The following is a 16,820-nucleotide window of genomic DNA, read 5'->3' on the forward strand; positions in this document are numbered from 1 at the left end:
TACCCAGTGCCGTTGGTTGCAGTTTGGGTTGCAGTACGAGGCCGTCCAGGACGGTTCAAGACGGACCCCGCAGGCCCGCTGACCTGTAGTGAACTCTCTGGAACCATGATCGGCCGAGCTTTTTATCCGTCGGTTCAGGGTTCGAGTCTCTGGCACCCCACCGAAATGTGAGTGATCTGTGCGGTGAACAGGTCGGCGAGCGACCACCGGCGCGCTCCGCTTCCGCGCCCGGGATGGTGGTCCGCATCGGGCCGTACGGGCCGCGTGAAGGCGCCCGGGGACAAGGGGTTCTCACGGCGCCGGGCACTGCCTTGATCATATGTCGGCGGGCACGAATAGACTGTGGGCCGCCACCGTCGCGGAACGCCGATGACCCGCCGCCGCCCCACGGGAGCGGCCGTCAGCGGGCGGGGAGGTCAGCATGGATTTCCGGCTCCTCGGCCCCGTCGAGGTATGGGACGTCGACGGACAGGTGGCACTCGGGCGGCGGGCGGAGCGGTGCCTGCTCGGGTTGCTGCTGCTCGACACCGGGCGGGTCATCCCCGTCGGGCGGTTACTGGACCTCCTGTGGGAGGGCGAGCCGCCGGACAACGCGCGCGGCGTACTGCAGAGCCACGTCGCGCGACTGCGCGGCACACTGGACCCGGACCGCACCGGCGGACGCGGGTTCCGGCTGCTCCGCCGAGGCGACGGCTACCTGGCCGAGACCGACCCCGGCGCGGTGGACGTCCACCGGTTCCGGGAGGGCGTCGGACGGGGGCAACGCACGTCCGACCCGGGGGAGCGGGCCCGGCTGCTCCGGGAGGCTCTGTCCTACTGGCGCGGTCCGCTGCTCGCCGACGTGGCGAACGAGCGGATGCGTGATCGGGTCGGCGTCGGGCTCGAGGAGCTGCGGCTGTCCGCGCTGGAATCCTGCCTGGAGGCCGAGCTCGACTGCGGCCGGCACCGGGAGCTGCTGCCCGAGCTCGCCGACCTGGTGCTGCGGCACCCCGACAGGGAGAGGCCGATCCGGGCCTACATGGTGGCGCTCTACCGTGACGGCCGTCCGCCCGAGGCGCTGGCTGTGTACCGCAGGGCGCGTGCCCACTTCAGCCGCGAGCTGGGCCTGGAACCCACCGCGGAGCTGCGCCGGCTCCACCAGATGATCCTCGCCGGAGACGCCTCGCTGCATGCCCGGACGCCGGACCCGGCCCGTACGGCCGTGGTGCGGCCCCGCCCTCCGGTGCCGGCGCAGCTCCCGCCGGACCTCCCCCACTTCGTCGGGCGGACGGCCGAGGTCGCCCGGCTCGACACCGTCCTCGCCGGGGCCGCGTCGATGACCGTCTGCTGCCTGTCGGGGACCGCCGGGGTGGGCAAGACGACGCTGGCCGTCCACTGGGCCCACCGAGTGCGGGACCGGTTCCCGGACGGGCAGCTCTATGTGAACCTGCGCGGCTTCGATCCGGACGCCGCGCCGGTGGATCCGTTCGACGCGCTGCGCCGCTTCCTGGGCGCGTTGAACACCCCGCCCGAGCGGATCCCCCAGGACTCGGACGCGCTGGTCGGGCTGTACCGCAGTCTTCTGGCCGGACGGCGCGTGCTCGTGGTGCTCGACAACGCGCGCGACGCCGAGCAGGTCCGTCCCCTGCTGCCCGGCGGGGCGAGGTGCCTGGTCCTGGTGACCAGCCGCGATCCCCTCACCGGGCTGGTCGCGGCGGAGGGCGCGCAGCCGCTCACGATCGGCCTGCTGTCGCCCGGGGAGGCCCGGGAGATGCTGGCCGCCCGCCTCGGCGCGCCGCGGCTCGCGGCCGAGGGAGAGGCGGCCGACGATCTGGTCGCGCTGTGCGCGCGCCTGCCCCTCGCCCTCGCCGTCCTGGCGGCACGCGCGGCCACCGAGCCGGACCTGCCGCTGGCGGACCTGGTGGCGCGGGTGCGCGGCGCGGGCGCCGAGCTCGACCCGTTCGGCGGCGAGGACCGGGCGACGGACGTGCGGGGGGTGTTCTCCTGGTCGTACCGCACGCTCGGCGCGCCGGCCGCGCGCCTGTTCCGCCTGCTGGCGCTGCACCCGGGGCCGGACGTCTCCACGCGGGCCGCCGCCGCCCTGGCCGGGCTTCCGCACGGGCGGGCGGGCGACCTGCTCACGGAACTGGCCCGCGCCCATCTGGTCACCGAGCATCTCCCCGGGCGGTTCGCCCTGCACGACCTGCTGCGCGCCTACGCCAGGGAGCTCGCCGACCGGGACAGCGCCGACGAGGGCCGTGCCGCGCCGCTGCGGCTGCTCGACCACTACCTGCACACCGCGCACGTGGCCGCGATGGTCATCAATCCGCGCCCGGACCCACTCGGTCTCGCGCCCCCCGCCCCAGGGGCGGCCCCCCAGGAGCACCCGGACTACGACCACGCCATGACCTGGTTCGCCGAGGAACGTCCGGTGTTGCAGGCGATGGTCCCGTGGTCGGTGGCGAAGGGCTTCCCGGCGCACGCCTGGCGACTCGCCTGGACCATGGTCGACTTTCTCGACCGGCGCGGCTTCTGGGACGAGTGGGCCAAGGCCGAGACCGTCGCGCTCGACGCGGCCCGCCGGACCGGCGACCTCGCCGGTCAGGCCCTGTGCCACCGCGACCTCGCCTCCGCGTACACGCAGATGCAGATGTTCGAGGCGGCGGAGGCGGACCTGCGCGCCGCGCTCGCGCTGTTCACCGAGCTCCAGGACGTGCGCGGCCAGGCGGGCTGCTACAACAACCTCGGCTGGCTCTACGGGGTCCAGGACCGTTACCAGGAGGCGCTGGAGAATGCCGAACAGGCGCTGCACCTGGTCAGGCTGATCGACGACACGGTGGAGGAGGCCCGGGCGCTCAATTCGGTCGGTCAGAGCCATGCCCTGCTCGACCATCCCGAGCACGCCATCCTCTACTGCAGGGAGGCGCTGACGCTGTTCGAGCGTGCCGGCGACCTGCACGGGCAGGCCGCCGCTCTCGACGGGCTCGGGCTGGGGTATCAGAAGCTGGCCGACCACGCCGAGGCGGCCTCGTGCTACGAACGCGCGGTGGGCCTGTTCAGGAAGGCCGGCGAACGCTACTTCGAGGCGGACACACTATCGAAGCTCGGCGACGTGCTGCGCGCGGCCGGCGACGACCGGGGCGCCCGTCTGATCTGGCGTCAGGCCCTCGACATCCTCAGCGAGCTGGACCACCCGGACCGGGCACTGCTCCAGGAGAGGCTCGCCGGCCCGGGCGTGTGACGCCGCGGTTCGGGCGACCGGCCCCGGGAGCACCCCGGGGCCCGCCGCTTGACATGCCCTTGACGCCCCGGGTCGCGGCGACCGCCCGTCCCGCCCGCATGCCGCCGCTGGTGGCAAGCCCACGTCAAGCCGCCCCCGCGATGCTCTCCGGGGAAACGAAAGAAACGGAGACAGCATGAAGACCACCCGGAAGCTCGCCGCAGCGGCGACCACGGCCGTCCTGGGCCTCAGCGTCCTCCCCGCCTCGCCCGCGCACGCCGCCGCCACCCGCAGTTTCAGCGTGTCGGCCTACGACGGCGCCGCCTGGGGCACGGTCACCTTCAACAGCTACTCGTGGACCGTGGACGCGTACATCTACCGCGACTCCAGCGCCTCGATCTCGTTGGAGGTGTGCGGCTGGCAGACCTTGAACAACGGCAGCTCCGCTCAGCTGGTCTGCAAGACGGCCAGCAACGGTGGCTCGGTCGGCTCGACCCGGCACGTCACCACGCTCGGGGCGTCCGCGAACTGGGCCCAGGTCTACGCGGCCACCGCGTACCTCTACGTCAACGGTGCGTACGTCGCCGGACAGTGGGTCTACAAGTAGTCGTGCGACCCGGTAGGACGGCTGGCGCCCGGTTTCACTCTCCGCGGCCCGGGCGCCGGTCAATGCCGATCACGAGGCGGCGGCGACCGCGCCGCCCCTCGTGACGGGGGCATGGTGAAGGCGGGGCACCTCCGGACGAGGTGCCCCGCCTTCACCGTTTCTCCTGTGTCTACCAGCCTGTGTAGTTCACCCCGGAGCTGCGAAGGTGGTTGCCGAGCACCGTCGCGAACTCCGTCGCCCCTCTCTTGGTGGGGTGCATGGAGCTGCGGCTCGCGCAGCGCACCCCGTCGGTGATGCAGCCGTCCCAGAGGTCACCGAAGTCGCCGGGGCCGGTCTTGGTGAACATGACGGGGTTGATCCACCTGTCGCTGTCGCACACTCCGTGCCCGGTGAACGCCGGCATGGAGTCGGCGAAGGACACCTCGAGCCCGGCGTCCCTCAGGACCCGGATGGTGTCCTTCGTCTCGTTGACCAGGTATTCGGCGACCCCGTGCAGGGTCGCCCGCTCGTAGGTGTCGAAGTGCGCGCAGTCCGGCGCGCTGCCGAACACGTCTGGGTAGCCCATGAGCACGATCTTGGCCTTCTTCCCGCGTGCCGGGCTGCTGTTCTCCGTCTTCGTCTCGATCCGCTGGAGGATGTCCGCGACATTCGCCGGGTCTCCGGACACCGTCCGGTAGTTGAGCACGGCGGGGATGTCGGCCTCGAAGTGACCGTCGTCGTCGTTGCAGTTGAGGGCGTAGCACTCCGCGATGACGTCGGACCACCTCGCGTCGTTGGCGCCGACCGACAGGGCGACCAGCGTCGTGTTCTTGTTCAGGAAGCCGCTGTTGAGCTGGGCCGCCTCCCGGAACCGACCGTCCGCGTTCCCCCGGTAGTCCGACCAGGATCCGATCGGCTGATCCATCCAGTCGTACTGCCCCACGGTCATGTCGCGTGTCCAGGCCCCGGAGCACGCCACGAACGCGAAGTCGAGCTTCGGGTCGAAGGAGTCGGCGAGCTGGCCGATGGTCTGGGTCTCACCCGGGAGGACCGTCTGCCTGATCCAGGCGTCCTTGCTGCGCCGGCAGGCGTTCCACCGGGGGGTCTGATACTCGAAGTCGGTCTCGGGGTAGTAGTTGCCGACTCCTTCGCCTGAGGTGATGGAGTCACCCATGGCGACGACGAAGTGCTTGGGCCGTTTCGCGAGCACCTGGAAGGCGATCGCGTCCCAGGAGATGGCAGCCGTGCCGTCGCCTTCCAGGTTCAGGTTGGTGAGGGACACCTTCGGGGTCCCGGCGAACTGGAAGACGCCCAGGTTGTACCACTGGTTCTGCTCCCGGCTCTGGTTGAGGTAGCGGGTCTCCGTGACGCCGTTGCCCAGGTCGACGGTGTACGGAGCCTGCTGCGTCTCCGCGCGCCGTTTCGGGATGTGGACGAGGACACGGGCCCACCCGTTGATGGCCTGGTCCGGCTCCCAGGTGCCGGTCACCTGCATCACGCCGCCGTTCCTGGACCACGTCCGCGTGTACCCGAACCACTCATGGCCGCCGAACCCGTTGCCGAGCTGCTGGAAGTCGGCCCTGGCGGGCACTCTGCCGGCGGAGTCCTGGGCGAACTCGAAGGTCAGCGTGCCGTGGTTGGTCCACCCGGAGTTGTCGCAGCCGCCGCGGATCGCCGGGACGGTGACGTCGTCGACGATCAGGACCTTCGTCGTGTCCCCGGTGACCGGTGGGAGCCCCGGCGTCAGGCACGGCGTCCACTGGTCGGTGGGCTCGACGCGTTCCGTTCCGGCCCAGGTCGAGTCGTACCGTAGTGACGCCTCGTTGCCGCACGCCGACGGGCAGGTCTTCCACGTCTTGGGCAGGTGCCACCAGCACTTGGAGTCCGCCCGCTGGCACGTGCCTGGCCTGTTGTTCGAGGGCGGCTGGCATTCGTTGTTGTCGGGTCCCGCGGAAGTCGGCACGCAGAAGGCGTTGACGTCCACGAACGACGTGTTGAGGACGGTGGGCACGACATTGGTGCGGTCGCTGGCGGCGGTCCACCAGGCGTAGTTGTACCCGCCCTCCGTGACGAGCTTGTTCGTGGCGGGGTCCAGGTAGGTCTTGGCGATCGGCCACGCCGCCCAGCCCAGCACCTTCTCCTGGTAGGGCCAGTCCTGCGGGTGCGCGGCGTCGGCGTAGCTGTTGCCGTCCAGGAACGGGTGCCGGTCCTGCCGGTACGCGGGGTTGGCGGGGTTGTTCAGCCAGCCCACACCCCACGCGCCGTTGTTCGGCTGGTTGTCGGCGTCCCGTCCCCACGCGTCGGCCTTGACGTGCCAGCCCGAGTTGTACGCCCAGACGGCGAGATACCAGTTCTCGATCTTCGACGGGTCACCGTCGTTGATCTTCGCCATCCCGTTGGTGTCGGTCCAGATCTGGTTCCACTTGCTCGCCAGGGTGGACATCCCCGCGGCGATGTTGGTGACGTAGTCGAGGGCCACCCGCTTCTGCTTGTTGGCGTCCCACCCGGGGGCGCCCTTCCTCATGTTGTCGGTCTGCTGGGAGATGCCGTACCCGCAGTCGGCCTTGGAGAAGTCGACCGCCCAGTCGTTGGTGGGGTCGCTGTCGTAGATGTTCACGCCGTAGTAGTTGCCGACGAGCGGGTTGCCGGTCTCGCCCTCCTGCACACTCCGCTGGGCCTGCCAGAGGTTGGACTCCTGCGCGAGGATGCCGAACATGATCGACACAGGGATGCGGCCGCCTCCCTGCAGGTCCGGGGCGGGGAACTCGGTCTGCGGGTTCCACCCGGGCAGCCCCGAGCCCTTCCAGTTGTTCGGGCGCGTCACCTGCAGCCGGTTCTTGAAGACGAGCTGGTCCACCGCCCACTCCACCTGGCGCCAGTGCGGCTGGTACACCTGGATCGCCGGGTCGTTGCGCGGGACGGCGCAGGTGTAGCCCTGGTCGACGGTCCCGGTGACGGCCGCGGTCACGGCGGCGCCCGCCGTCTTGGAGGTCAGCGCCAGCCGGGGGTTGGCCACGCGTCCCGAGGAGGCGTCGGGGGCGAGGTCCGCGCCGGGCTGCACCTCGAAGCCGACGTCCGCCTTCGTCGCGACGACCCGCGCGGTGATGTCGACGGGCTCCCCGTCCGGCATGTCAGGGCTGACGCCGCGCTTGTCGTCGCCCTGGGAGGCCGCGGGGTCCGGCCGCCCGGCGGGTGGGGCGCCGGGTCCGGCGCGCAGTCCTCGCCGCGCCGCCGCCGTGATCGCCAGACCGCCCTCCGAGGACACGTCGGCCGTCGCCGGCGCGTCCAGCACCGACACGGCCTGGGGCAGGGCACCGCGCCGCTCGGTCTTGCCCACGAGGAAGACGCGGCCGTTCGTGCCGGCGTGCACCGCCAGCTCGCCCAGGGGGCCCGACGCCAGCTCCCGGGTCTGTCCGCGCAGGTACTGCCGGATCGTCACGGTCGCGCCGTCGCGCGCCGCGAAGGCCACGCCGCCGTCGGCGGTCGCGCGGAGGTCGAAGGGCACCGAGCCCGTGTCCGCGAGCTGCTTCAGCTCGCCGCCGGTCCGCACCTCCACGAGCCGCGGCCCGTGCGCCGCCACCAGCGTGTCTCCCACGGGGACGGCCGAGGTGACCTGGCCGGAGGCCACGACGGCCCGCGTCACGCGCGCGGTGGCGGTGTCCACCATGAGCAGGCGCGTGGTGTCGCGCTGCTCGCTGACGCCCTGCGTGAGCGCGACCGTGTCACCGGCGCCGCAGCCCGGGTTGAAGTAGGCGAGAGTCACCTGGTCCTTGAGCTTGGTGACCGCGCCGGTCTCGGCGTCGATGATCGCGGCGAACGCGCCCCGGCTGAACAGCCAGGACCGGTTGGTGAAGTGGCGCGGCGCGTAGACGGCCACGATCTTCTTGCCGGATCCGGTCAGGCAGGCGTTGCCGATCCACTGGTCGGTGTCCATGCCGGGCTCGCTGAGCGTGGCGACGGTCCGCCACTGGTAGCCCGTTCCGGCCGCCGCCGTGAGCACGTGGAACCCGGTCGCGTCGCCGGCCGTGGTGACGGCGACATCAGTGGACTTCTGCCAGTTCGCGCCGAGCACGCGGTCACGCTGGGCCGGCTGGACGGACGATCGGTCGAGGTGTTCCGGCCGGTCCGCGGGCGGCTGGGCGGACCCCGGGGCGGCGGAGGCGGCCGGGGCGGTGGGCGCGGGGGCGGCCAGTGCGATGTTCGCGGGGGTGGTCAGTAAGGACAGACAGGCGGCGATCGTGGCGCCGAGAAGCGGCAGCCGTCGCCGGTGGTGTCTCATAACGCTCCAGGGGTCGGTATGACGGGGAGACAGGGGAGGGGAGAACCGAAGGCCGAAACCGGCACGCCGGGCGACGCCGACCTATAAGGTCTCCGACAGCATCGCGAGACCGGCTTGACACGGGCTTGCCATGCGCGGCCGTGCGCGCGCCTCACCAGGCCCGCGCGGCCGGGGCGTGCGGCCCTCGGGGCCAGGGGCGTCAAGGTCCCGTCAAGCGTGCCCAGACGAGATCCCGGTCCTACCACCTCTCCCCCGCCGCCGCGCGCCCGGCCTCCTGGGCTTCACGGTGCAGCTTCAGGAGCGGGATCAACGGCGGAGGAAGCGGGACCACCCTGTCAGCCGACTCCGGCATCGTTTATCCGCCACGGCTGAATCTCACCGGCACGGACAAGGATGTATCCCCCAGACCGTGGGACCGTTCGGCATGGAGCTCTCGTCCGGCGACAGTTGTCGCCCCAATTGCCTGTCATGGGCGTTGATCGCATCGATGTAGGCCGCCACCACCCGCTGAGGTGACGCGCCGGCAGGGTGATCGCCCTCCTGCAGGACCTGTCCGACCGGGACCGGCAAATCCTCGCCGAGCTGATCAAACAGTTGGCAGGAATTCCGGCTTCTCATACGTTCTCGCCCAGAATTGACTACGTTGGGCCACTCGCGCGGACGGCGGCCGGTCCGTGACCGTACCAGCGGTTGATGGCTCGCCGCAGGGCCCGGGAGTCGGTGAAGCCGACCCGCGCGGCGATGGAATCCACGCTGAGTGACGTCTCCCGCAGCAGGCGGTCCACCCGCCGCTGCCGAAGCTTCTCCAGCTCCTCCCGCCAGCTACTGCCCTCCTCACGCAAGCGGCGCTGGAGAGTCCGGGGGCTCATCGCCAGCCGCCGAGCGACTTGGTCAAGGCCCGGCGCGCCATCGGCTATCGCGGACTGGAGGATGGCGTGGAAGCGGTCGAGCCAGCGCCCCACCGGACGGGCGGCCGCGGTGGACAGGTGCGCGTGGTCGTCCAGGATCGCGGCGAGCAGAGGATCGGCGCGCGGCAGGGGTGCGTCGACGTCCGCCTCGGCGAACGTGATCGACGGATAGTCGGCCTCGAAGTCGATGCGCCTGGTGTCGTACAGCTCGGCCAGGCGCTCAGGCGAGATGGACGGGCGGTGTGGCAGCCCCACCTGTGTCGGCGTGAGCCGCCGACCGGCCCCCGAACTTGCCACCATGAGCAGCATGTACGGCACGAATTCCGCTATCAGCGGATATTCGGGGTAGTCCAGGTAGGGGCCCTGCCAACCGACCGTCAATCCGCCATCGTGACGTGTGACCAGGAGCCGGTCGGCGGGGTCGGCGATGGCCGTGAAGCGGCGGCCGGCCACGCGGAACGCGTCGTCGAGGGTGCTGGAGGCGGAGAACAGGTAGTCCCATACGCCCAGCGTGCCCGGTTGCCACAGTTCCATGATCCTGTCGCTGCCGCCCGCCTTCCACACCGGGCCGGCGACCAGTTCCCAGACCCGCAGGATGGTGGCGGTCGGGATGCGGATCCCGTCCTCATGCAGTACGGCCAGGCCGGGAACGCCGACCAGGCATGACCGATCCAGGCCCGTCGCGATGCCCGCGCGGACCAGCAGGCGGGTTAGGTGAGGCGAGACGGTGCCATTCACGGTGTCGCTCACCGCGCCGCCGTCCTGCATCGCGTTGTTCACCATGACGGGCCCTATCTCCCAGGGACGGTGCCGACACCCTTGGCATGACATACCGAACAAGCAGGATATGCCGCAACGGAGATGGCGCCTTCGGCCCTCCTCGTGACGTGTTCGGCCCTCTTGGCCCGCACCTCGGGCTCCTACCTTCATGGACAGGCGACCCCTTCACAGGGCGCGGAAGCAATCCAGGAGGAACGCTATGAAGAACACGCTGTTCGACTACAGCCCGATCGTCGGGCGCGAACCGATCAGCTGGCCGGGCGGCGCCCGCGTCGCCTTCTACGTGGGCCTCAACGTCGAGCATTTCACGATTGACCGCCCCTCCACCAGCATCAACGAGGCGACCGCGGCTCTCGTGCCCGATCCCCTCAACTACGGCTGGCGCGACTACGGGCCGCGGGTGGCGATCTGGCGCGTGATGGAAGTCCTCGACCGGCACGCCATCCGGGCAAGCGTGCTGCTCAACGCCGACGTGTGCGAGCAGTACCCCCAGATCATCGAGGCGGGCAACGCCCGCGGCTGGGTGTGGCTCGCCCACGGTAAGAACAACTCCACTCTCCAGGCCGACGTCGACGACGAGCGCGCCTACCTGACAGAGGTGGTCGAGACCATTCAGAAGGCCACCGGGCGGCGGCCGCGCGGCTGGCTTGGGCCTGCGCTCACCGAGACGTTTCAGACACCGCCCCTGCTTGCCGAGCTCGGCCTGAGCTACGTGCTGGACTGGACCAACGACGACCAGCCATACCGGCTGAACGTTCCCGGAATGCTGAGCGTGCCGTACTCACTCGAACTCAACGACCTGGGCATCTTCACAATGCACGGCAGGAACGGCGGCGACTTCGTGCAGATGGTCAAGGACCAGTTCGACCAGCTTTATGCCGAATCCGCCGACAGCGGGCGCGTCATGGCACTGGCGCTGCACCCGTTCGTCATAGGCCAGGCGTCCAGGGCGAAGTACCTCGACCAGGCGCTCGAGTACATCGCCAACCACCCCGGCGTATGGCTGACGACAAGCGACGAGATCGCCGAGCACTACGCGAGCATCGTCACGGCCACACCCGCCTGACAACTCCCGGACGGGGGCATGGGGAAGCTCGCACGCCCACCGCCGTGCCGATCCGCTGGAGTGGAACAGCGACCGGGAAGAGGAGCTTGAGTCTCCAGCAGGGGGAGACGCGAGGGTGAGGGGTATGGACGGCGGCACGTTTTACTCGATCGGCGATCTGGCTCGGCGGACCGGGCTGACGGTCAAGACCATACGGTTCTACTCCGACTCGGGAATCGTGCCGCCGACTGACCGCAGCCCGGCCGGCTACCGGCTCTACGACATCGATGCCCTCGCGCGTCTGGACCTCGTGCGGACGCTGCGCGACCTGGGACTCGACCTTGCCGCCGTCCGGCAGGTCCTGGACCGGGAGATCTCGCTGCCCGAGGTCGCCGCAGCACACGCCGAAGCACTGGAGGTGCAGATCCGTACCCTGCGACTGCGGCGTGCGGTGCTGCGAGCGGTAGCCAAGCGTGGCTCCACCCCTGAGGAGATGGACCTGATGCACAAGCTCGCCAAGCTCTCCGACGACGAACGCCGACGTCATATCAGCGACTTCATCGACGACACCTTCGGTGGTCTCGACGCCAACCCCGACCTGGTGGCCATGATGCGCTCGGCTATGCCCGACCTGCCCGACGACCCCGCGCCGGAGCAGGTCGAGGCCTGGGTCGAACTCGCCGAACTCTCCCAGGACCCGGACTTCCGCGCCTCCGTGCGCCGGATGGCCGAGTATCAGGCGGCCGAGCGCGCTCAAGGCGACACCACGGGCCTGCACCATGACCTCACCGACGCCGTTCGCGACCGGGTCGGCCAGGCGCTGGCAGCCGGTGTCGCCCCGGCCTCGCCCCAGGCCGCCCCTGTGATCACAGCGCTCATGACCCGCTACGCGCACGTCTTTGGCCGCCCCGACGACGCCAACCTGCCGCGTTGGCTGCTGACGCGCTTGGAGACCGCCAACGATCCCCGCGTGGAGCGGTACTGGCAGCTGCTGGCCGTGATCAACGGCTGGCCGGTCCCCGAGAGCCTGGCTCCGGTGTTCGATTGGTTCGTCCGGGCTCTGCGTGCCCACGTGGAGCGGTAGCGCGAGTCCGAACAGGACGCGGCATGGCCCGACCATGCACCCCCAGGGCGTCGATCAGCTTCTGTTCCTTCGGTTCAGGGTTCGAGTCCCTGGCACTCCGCCCTCAATGAGCTGGCCAGACTCCCGAATCATGATCGATCGAAAGCCTGCCCGGCCGCGTTTCTGGCTGAACGATCGACCGCTCCCGAAAACCGTTGGACACCGTCCAGGGCGCTCCGCAATCATCCGCGCTGTGACAGATGAGCCCGAACGCCGGCCACCAGCCCGTACCGACCTGAGGTCGGTGAGACTTGTCGATCTGACGAGCAAGGCCATGGCCGCCTTGCTGGACGACGACCTTGCCCAGGCCAGTGCCGAGGCAGGAGTCGAGCTCACGGACTACTTCCTCACCGATCAGGCGAAGTGGGTCTGGCGGTATCGGATCAATCAGCTGACCTCGAACCCGGGTAGCGCGGGGTGGCTCACCCGAGCCGTAGTGGCCGAGCCCGAGGGCGTCGTGGTGGGGTATGCCGGGTTCCATGGGCCGCCGGACGAGACGGGCATGGTGGAGATTGGTTATTCGGTGGCTCCCAGCCACCGTCGTCAGGGGTACGCCAGGACGATATTGACCGAGTTGATGCGTCGAGCCGCAGCCGAATCCGGAGTCAGGACTGCGCGAGTGACGATCAGCCCCGAGAACACCGCGTCTCTGGCCACGATTTCCGGATTCGGCTTCGTCGAGGTCGGAGAGCAGTGGGACGAGGTGGACGGCCTCGAGCTCATATTTGAAGTCCCTGTCTGAACGAGCCGCGGATCTCGTTGTCGCTCGTCGTTCGCTCACCCTTGCGGGAGGCCAACCGAAGAAGACATCTGAGATCGCTCCGACTGCAATGATGACCGCATGAGCGACATGGTCCTGGAGATCGCAGACCTCCGCTTCGGCGGAGTCTCATCGAAGGGGTTCGCGCGGGGTGGGTGCCATCCATTCCGGCACGGGTAGCGCGCGCCGGTCGACCTTGCCGTTCCTCGTGATCGGCAGATCGTCCAGCACCACGTATCGGGCCGGCACCAGGTAGGACGGCAGCCGCGCCGACAACGCACGCCGAAGCTGGGGAACGCGGAGGTCGGCGCCGGGCGAGAGGACCAGGTAGGCCACGAGGCGCTTGTCACCGGGCCGGAACTCCTGGGCGGTCACCACGGCCCTGCGTATGGTGGGCTGCTCGACAAGAGCGGCTTCCACCTCGGCGGGCTCGATGCGGTATCCGCGTACCTTCACCTGGTCGTCGATCCGTCCGAGGAATTCCAGCAACCCGTCGCCGCGCAGCAGCACCAGATCGCCGGACCGGTAGGCGCGGGAATCCGGTCTCCCCGGTTCGGGAACGAATCTGCGGCTGCTCTCGTCCGGATCGCCCAGGTAGCCGAGTGACACCCCATCGCCGGCGATCCACAGCTCGCCCGCCTCCCCGGGGGGCGCGGGCACACCCTCCTCAGTCATGATCCATAACCGGGCGCCGGGGATCGCGCGGCCGATCGGCACCGGATGTCCGACGTCCTCGACCGCGGACACGCGATGACAACAGGCGAAGGTCGTCGTCTCCGTCGGGCCGTAGCCGTTCACCACGGCTCGGCCCGGCACCGCCGCGAGCGCCCGCCGCACGTGATCGGCCGAGAGTACATCGCCGCCGGCCAGCAGCTGGGTCACCGGTTCGAGTGCCGGTAGGTCCGTGTCGACGATCCGGTGGAACAGCGCCGAGGTCAGCCACATCGTGTCGACCTTGTGGTGCGCCAGCATCTCGCCGATCCGGTCGCTGCCGAGGAGATCCTCGGGTGCGACCACCAACTTGGCGCCGTTCAGCAGGGCACCCCAGATCTCGAACGTCGACGCGTCGAACGAGATCGGCGCGAACTGCAGCAGCGTGCGGGCCGGGCTAAGATCCACATAGTCGGCACCGGTCGCCAGATTGACAATGTTGTGATGTGAGACCACGACGGCCTTGGGCCGGCCGGTGGTGCCCGACGTGAACATGACGTACGCCGGGTCCGAAGGCCGGCGCTCGGGCTCGGCGAACGGGCCGGCCGCCGCGACGTGCCGTTCCTCGTCGAGGAGGATCAGGTCCACGCCGAGGTCTCCGGCGGGGTCGTGAGCGGCGGTCGTCAGCACCAGCGTGGTGCCGCACTGCTCGATCAGCCCCAGGAGCCGTGCCTGGGGGTACGCCGGATCGAGAGGCACGTAGGCCGCGCCGGCCTTCAGGACGGCGAGCAAAGCGACGATGGTCCGCGTCGAGCGGCCGAGCAGAACTCCTATGAACCCGCCCTGCCCTCCACGGTCGACGATGAGCCTCGCCAGCTCCGTCGCCCGCTGATCCAGCTCGGCGTAGGTCAGACAGTCCTCGTCGTCCTCGACGGCGACCGCTCCAGGCATCGACTGAGCGAAGCCGGCGAAAACTCCGTGCACCGTCCGTGGCGAAGCCCGAGTCACGCTGTTCCCCTTCGCACCGCGTCGGCGAGCGCCGCCACCGTCGGATGGCGCAATACGGCCGCCGGTTGCATTGGCATCCCCGCCGCGGCCGCTTGCCGAGCCACCGCGAGCGCCAGCAGCGAATCACCGCCGAGGTCGAAGAAGTCGTCGTCGGGGGCGACGGCGACACCCAGTTCCGCCTCCCAGATCGCCGTCAGCCTCGGCACGAGTTCACCGCCTGCAACCTGTGACATGACCAGGCTCCTCTCATCAATGCGATGCCGGATCCGCGGCCTGGTTCCGCATTTCCTGATTGCTGGGCACGGCGCGCGATCGGGCCCAATGCCTCTCGATCAACGCACAGATGAATCCGGCAACGGAGACCACCAGGCCGAGCGCGGCCCAGCCGTATATTCCTCCGTTGACGCACAACGTGATGACGATCACCGGCGCCACTGCGGCGGCAATGGCGTGGCCCAGGCCCATGACGCCCTGGTACTGTCCCTGCGCCTCGGGCTGCGCAAGGGCGAAAGACAACTCGAAGGTCCCACCGGCCTGCCATACCTCCGCCAGCGAGTGCACTAGCACACCGAGCAACAGCAGCACAACGGCGATCCACTCGGCGGGGCCGGCCGACAAGGCCATCAGGAGCCAGGCGACCAGGAAAAGTGGTCCGGACAGCGTGATCAGACGTGCAGCCGATTGTGGGCCGTCAATGGATCGCGTCGCCGGCATCTGCATCAACGCGACGGCGATCGACGCGACGAAGAGCATCAGCGCCGCTGCCGAACGCGGCGCGTCCGTCTTGAACACAATCCACACGGGAAGGGCTTGGACAAGCACCCAATACTGCAGGCTGGCCACCGACGACGCGACCGTCAGGCCTAGATAGTGACGGTCACGCAGGGCAATCCACTTACGTTCCTTCTTGGCGGATTCGTCGATTTTGGCGACCCGCGTCGGCGGAAGGTGCGGAAGCCGGGACAGAACGGCGGCGGCGAGCAGGAACGTGACCGTGTCGGTGACGATGAGGAAGAGGTAGGCCGGGCGAGTATCGATGGACAGAGCGACAGCGGCCGACAGCATGCCGATCGCGAGTCCGACGTTCGTCACGGCACGCAGGTACGAACGCAACCGTGCGCCCTTGCCCGGTTCGGCGAGCACACCGATCATCGCGCCGCGGGCGCTGCTGGTCCCTCCGTTGCCGATGGAGGCGAGGGCGGCGACGGCTATCAAGGTCCACAGATTGTCGACCAGCAGAAGGCAGATGCTTCCCACGGCCTCCAGCACCATGGCGGCGATGACAACCTCGCGTGAGCCGCGGCGATCGGCCAAATCACCGATCAGCACGCCGGCCCCGACACCGATCAGGGATCCGATCGTGAGCCCGGCACCGACCGCGGCCGGACTCAGTCCGGTGAATTTGATCAGGAAGATCGTGCCGGCGGACAGGAACATTCCCATGCCGATGGTGTTCACGATCGTCGCCCGCGCCAGCAGTCGCTGACGACGTTCCGCCGGACCGCGCAGCGCGGCGCGTAACCGGGTCAGCCGGCCGGTACCGCTCATCGGCCGCCCCTCTGTGACAGGTCCGACAGTATCCAGCTCGATCTCCTCGTCATTGTTCGCGAACTCACGATGCGCCGTGGCCCGGTCAGGAGCCCGTCAGGAATTCGCCTTCGAGCCGGACGAGGTGCCCTTGGGCCCAACGGGCCACGCGCAGCGCGCAGTCGCCGTCGGACTCTCCCGGGCGGGCGCCGTCCAGCACCGCGGACCGGAATTCGTCGGCGTCTATTCCGCACTCGGGCTTGCTCCGCAGACGGCGCATCGTCCATTTTTCGTCGTGGCAGTAGTCCCCGTACAGGGCGAGACAGGCGTCGGCCGCACGGAACGCCGCGACTCGGGCGGAGATGCGCGCGGAGGCCTGGTCTCCGGCATCCAGCTGACCCGCCACATCGGTGAGGGAGTTCTCCGCCCATACCTTGGCGGTCCGGGCGCGTGCGCGACGGAACGACGACCGGTCCAGCAGTTCGCGCGCTTCCTTGAAGAAACTGTCGTTCTTCAGCGGGATGGCGATGGACATCCGGTAGACGAAAGCCAGCATGCCTTCGCTCGTGCCGCAGAGTTCGAGCTCGTCGTCGAGGTAGGGCTGCAGCACCTTGGCGAAAGTGCCGGTCGGCCACACCGTCAGATCGACGCGTGCCTTCTCGTACTCGCCCATCCAGTTGTCCCAGCGGATCCCGCTCTTGTCGACCCCGGGCCACGCCTCCATGGTCTCGTCCACGGGGAGCTCGAGGGTCCGATCCGAGAACGCGAACAGATCGTAGTCGCTGAAAACGTTTCCCCAGCCGATCGCGGTCGATCCGGTCCAGCAGACGGCGTCCGCCTCCGCCAATCCGGGGAATCGCTTGAGGATGCTGTTGAAACTCATGTCCGGAGGCTGCCGGAATCTCGGCTGAGCCACAATGACTTCGATAGTGGGGTTGAACATCGGAATCCCTC

General features: G+C 69.4%; 11 protein-coding genes. 5 read left to right on the forward strand and 6 right to left on the reverse strand.

Features of this window, described 5'->3' with window-relative positions; translation table 11 throughout:
- The first annotated feature begins 421 nt into the window (after window positions 1–421).
- On the forward strand, window positions 422–3,220 hold the full coding sequence (locus tag JOL79_RS28745; RefSeq protein WP_210159041.1) for an AfsR/SARP family transcriptional regulator: 2,799 nt from the start codon (window positions 422–424) through the stop codon (window positions 3,218–3,220).
- A 175-nt stretch (window positions 3,221–3,395) separates the two neighbouring features.
- On the forward strand, window positions 3,396–3,806 hold the full coding sequence (locus JOL79_RS28750; RefSeq protein WP_210159042.1) for a hypothetical protein: 411 nt from the start codon (window positions 3,396–3,398) through the stop codon (window positions 3,804–3,806).
- 169 nt (window positions 3,807–3,975) lie between these two features.
- Here the strand turns inward: JOL79_RS28750 and JOL79_RS28755 are convergent, their stop codons facing one another.
- Both JOL79_RS28755 and JOL79_RS28760 read right to left on the reverse strand, forming a co-directional pair.
- Window positions 3,976–8,064 carry a golvesin C-terminal-like domain-containing protein gene (locus JOL79_RS28755; protein ID WP_210159043.1) on the reverse strand — a complete coding sequence of 1,363 codons (4,089 nt, stop codon included), beginning with the start codon at window positions 8,062–8,064 and terminating at the stop codon, window positions 3,976–3,978.
- A 638-nt stretch (window positions 8,065–8,702) separates the two neighbouring features.
- Window positions 8,703–9,755: a helix-turn-helix transcriptional regulator gene (locus JOL79_RS28760; protein ID WP_210159044.1), complete on the reverse strand. Its 1,053-nt coding sequence runs from the start codon at window positions 9,753–9,755 to the stop codon at window positions 8,703–8,705.
- Between the two features lie 196 nt (window positions 9,756–9,951).
- On the opposite strand from JOL79_RS28760, the gene JOL79_RS28765 reads away from it, so the two are divergent.
- From JOL79_RS28765 to JOL79_RS28775, 3 genes are all read left to right on the forward strand, one after another.
- Window positions 9,952–10,818, forward strand: coding sequence for a polysaccharide deacetylase family protein (locus tag JOL79_RS28765; RefSeq protein WP_210159045.1), 867 nt, complete (start codon window positions 9,952–9,954; stop codon window positions 10,816–10,818).
- 124 nt (window positions 10,819–10,942) lie between these two features.
- The gene (locus tag JOL79_RS28770) at window positions 10,943–11,881 is read left to right on the forward strand and encodes a MerR family transcriptional regulator (protein WP_210159046.1); all 939 of its coding nucleotides are present in this window, start codon (window positions 10,943–10,945) and stop codon (window positions 11,879–11,881) included.
- Between the two features lie 283 nt (window positions 11,882–12,164).
- Window positions 12,165–12,662, forward strand: a complete 498-nt coding sequence (locus JOL79_RS28775) for a GNAT family N-acetyltransferase (protein ID WP_210159047.1) — start codon at window positions 12,165–12,167, stop codon at window positions 12,660–12,662.
- Between the two features lie 147 nt (window positions 12,663–12,809).
- Here JOL79_RS28775 and JOL79_RS28780 read toward each other — a convergent pair whose 3' ends face one another.
- From JOL79_RS28780 to JOL79_RS28795, 4 genes are all read right to left on the reverse strand, one after another.
- Complete coding sequence (locus JOL79_RS28780; RefSeq protein WP_210159048.1) at window positions 12,810–14,282, reverse strand: amino acid adenylation domain-containing protein; 1,473 nt, start codon at window positions 14,280–14,282, stop codon at window positions 12,810–12,812.
- Window positions 14,283–14,335: 53 nt separating this feature from the next.
- Entirely contained in the window at window positions 14,336–14,572 is a 237-nt protein-coding gene (locus JOL79_RS28785) for a phosphopantetheine-binding protein (RefSeq protein ID WP_210159049.1), read from the reverse strand.
- Window positions 14,573–14,588: 16 nt separating this feature from the next.
- Window positions 14,589–15,887: an MFS transporter gene (locus JOL79_RS28790; protein WP_210159050.1), complete on the reverse strand. Its 1,299-nt coding sequence runs from the start codon at window positions 15,885–15,887 to the stop codon at window positions 14,589–14,591.
- Between the two features lie 85 nt (window positions 15,888–15,972).
- The gene (locus JOL79_RS28795) at window positions 15,973–16,809 is read right to left on the reverse strand and encodes a hypothetical protein (protein WP_210159051.1); all 837 of its coding nucleotides are present in this window, start codon (window positions 16,807–16,809) and stop codon (window positions 15,973–15,975) included.
- Window positions 16,810–16,820 lie beyond the last annotated feature (11 nt).

Source organism: Microbispora oryzae, assembly GCF_017896165.1.
GTDB lineage: Bacteria > Actinomycetota > Actinomycetes > Streptosporangiales > Streptosporangiaceae > Microbispora > Microbispora oryzae.